Origin of the sequence: Synechococcus sp. R55.7 (assembly GCF_047461955.1) — a bacterium.
GTDB lineage: Bacteria > Cyanobacteriota > Cyanobacteriia > Thermostichales > Thermostichaceae > Thermostichus.
Map to the genome: position 1 here is coordinate 11769 of NZ_JANSIC010000013.1, position 2495 is coordinate 14263.

3 protein-coding genes and 1 pseudogene are annotated in these 2495 nt (G+C 57.8%); 2 read left to right on the forward strand and 2 right to left on the reverse strand.

Going from position 1 to position 2495, the window contains the following annotated elements; all coding sequences use genetic code 11:
• A partial coding sequence (locus NW820_RS01590) for a metal-sensing transcriptional repressor (protein WP_414406499.1) occupies window positions 1-347 on the reverse strand: 347 nt, incomplete at its 3' end.
• Between the two features lie 115 nt (window positions 348-462).
• Between NW820_RS01590 and sds the strand changes: the two genes are divergently transcribed.
• The gene (sds, locus tag NW820_RS01595) at window positions 463-1434 is read left to right on the forward strand and encodes a solanesyl diphosphate synthase (RefSeq protein WP_041436149.1); all 972 of its coding nucleotides are present in this window, start codon (window positions 463-465) and stop codon (window positions 1432-1434) included.
• A gap of 28 nt (window positions 1435-1462) precedes the next feature.
• Here the strand turns inward: sds and lepB are convergent, their stop codons facing one another.
• Window positions 1463-2149 carry a signal peptidase I gene (gene lepB / locus NW820_RS01600; RefSeq protein ID WP_041436160.1) on the reverse strand — a complete coding sequence of 229 codons (687 nt, stop codon included), beginning with the start codon at window positions 2147-2149 and terminating at the stop codon, window positions 1463-1465.
• A gap of 161 nt (window positions 2150-2310) precedes the next feature.
• Between lepB and NW820_RS01605 the strand changes: the two are divergent.
• Window positions 2311-2495, forward strand: a pseudogene (locus tag NW820_RS01605) (hypothetical protein); the annotation flags it as partial.

Below are 2495 nucleotides of genomic sequence, written 5' to 3' on the forward strand. Positions count from 1 at the left end.
TCGATATTGCCGGTCTCGATGGCATGGCGGATGCAGTGGCGAATGTGATCGTCCAAAATCAGCCGCGCCACCCGATCCAGCGCTCCCTTGACGGCGGCAATTTGCAGCAGCACATCTGGACAGGGCTGATCCTGCTCGATCATGGAGCGGATCCCGTGCACATGCCCTTCGATGCGAGCCAAGCGGTTGATCAACTTGCGCCGAGACTGGGGATCATGATGGTGAGGCTGGGCCCGCCCAGGCAGCGGCGGCTTTTCCAGCGCCAGCTCCCACTCCTCCTCCCAATCGGGTTCTGAAGGGAGCGGCGGAACGGAATGAGATCGAAGTGGGGGAACGGGATCCGACATGAGAAGGGCAAAAGACTGCTTGCATGATACTGCCTGGTTTTCCCCGGGAACGATGGGGTACTCTACAATAGGAAAAGATGTGAAATTTTGTAAAACCTCATCATACTTTGGCTCCATGACCTCTGTGCTCTCCCCCTTTGGCCCTGTAGAAGCGGATCTGGAGCGTTTACGCCAGAACCTGACGCGGTTGGTGAGTGCCAAGCACCCCATCCTGGCCATGGCTGCCGAACATCTGTTTTCGGCGGGAGGGAAAGGGATCCGGCCAGCCATCGTGCTCCTCATCGCCCGTGCCACCACTCCAGATGGAGAGATTACCCCACGGCATTGGCGCTTGGCAGAGATCACGGAGATGATCCACACGGCCAGCCTGGTTCACGACGATGTGATTGATGCTGCCGATGTGCGACGGGGCATCGATACGGTGAATACCCTCTTCGACAATCGGATAGCCGTGCTGGCGGGGGATTACCTCTTCGGCCAAGCTGCTTGGTACTTGGCCAATCTGGACAACCTGGAGGTAGTGAAGCTCCTTTCCAAAGTAATCATGGATTTGCCGGAGGGAGAGGTGCGCCAGAGCCTCACCCGCTTCGACCCGGATGTGTCGATGGAAGACTACCTGGCCAAGAGCTTCTACAAAACGGCCTCCCTCATGTCCGGCAGTTCCAAGGCTGCTGGCCTGCTGAGCGGGGTTAGCGAGGAAGTGGCGGATCGCCTGTTCGATTTTGGGCGGGATCTGGGCATTGCTTTTCAGATTGTCGACGATCTGCTGGATTTCACCGCTTCGGCAGAGACGCTTGGCAAGCCTGTGGGATCCGACCTCATCCAGGGCAACCTCACTGCACCCGTTCTGTTTGCCCTAGAGGAATTTCCCCAGATGCGAGAGCTCATTCTCAGGGAGCTGTCCAACCCGCAAGACCTGAAGCAGGCCCTGGAGTGGGTGTATCAAAGCGAAGGGATCCCACGCTCTCGTCAGTTGGCCCGCGACTACGCCCAGCGGGCTGCCGAAGCGCTGTATAGCCTGCCGGACTCTGCGGCGCGTCGTGCTTTGTTTCAGATGGTGGACTATGTGCTGGAGCGGCTGCACTGAGCAGTCCCGACAGGGTCAAGCTGGCTTTCTACCGGGCTGTGTTGCCCAACACTTGGGCCTCTGGAAGAAGCTCAGGATATTCTGGCGGGGCGAAAAAGTGTAGGCGATTTGGGGGCCAAAAGCGAAAAATGGTGTTGCCGATGATGTTTTCTTCCGGCAAGAAACCCCACACATGGGAGTCTTGGCTGTCGTTGCGGTTATCCCCCATCACAAAATAGGAGCGGGGAGGAACCACGAATTCGGATCCCTGATTGGGAACTCCAGGACAGCGCTCGCCAGGGCAAGAATAGTCGGGGGGGGCATAGATGTAGTCTTCCCGCAGCGGGATCCCGTTGATGATGACCTCACCGTTGGCGATGCGAATGCGATCTCCCGGCAGGCCGATCACCCGCTTGATGTAGGCCCCGTCGAAGTTCAGTTTGGCGGGAGGGTTGAAAACAATAATATCGCCTCGTCTGGGCGAACCAAAGCGGTAGCTGACCTTTTCCACCACCAGCCGATCCCCTTCTTCCAGAGTGGGCAGCATCGAATCGGAGGGGATCCAACGCGCCTCTGCCACAAAGGTGCGAATGCCGAAGGCCAGCAACAGAGCCAGCACCACCGTCAGAAGGTTTTCCCGTTGCGCCTGCCACCAGCTGCGGGATCCCGAGCTGGCAGGGGTTTCCCCTGATGGCGACTGGGGCTTGGGCAGAGGAGTTGGATCTTTTGACGGCATGGAAGCTAACGAACAAGACTTCACGATCTCAAGATTACCGCACCCAATCCAGGGCAGCAGAATGGGAGGCCCTCCCATTAAACCCCTGCCGGAGAGACGAATAGCCGGCAATAGCATAGGATGGGTATTCTGGTGTACCGTACTCGCGACTGTTAGCCCCTATGACGATTTCAACAGAAGAGCGCCTAGAGCGAGTCGAGCGCCTGGTCGAGGCCAATAGCCAAGCAATAGCTCGTCTCACCCAACAACAAGAGGAAGTTTTGAGGCGGATCGATCGGCTCTCAGGGGATAGCGAAAAACTCTCGGAGCGGGTTGAAAAGCTCTCGGGCGATGTCGAAAAGCTCTC

Bases quoted from the DNA above. Each gene is read 5' to 3' on its own strand.
- lepB (WP_041436160.1), bottom strand. From the start codon at position 2,149: ATGCCGTCAAAAGATCCAACTCCTCTGCCCAAGCCCCAGTCGCCATCA.
- sds (WP_041436149.1), top strand. From the start codon at position 463: ATGACCTCTGTGCTCTCCCCCTTTGGCCCTGTAGAAGCGGATCTGGAG.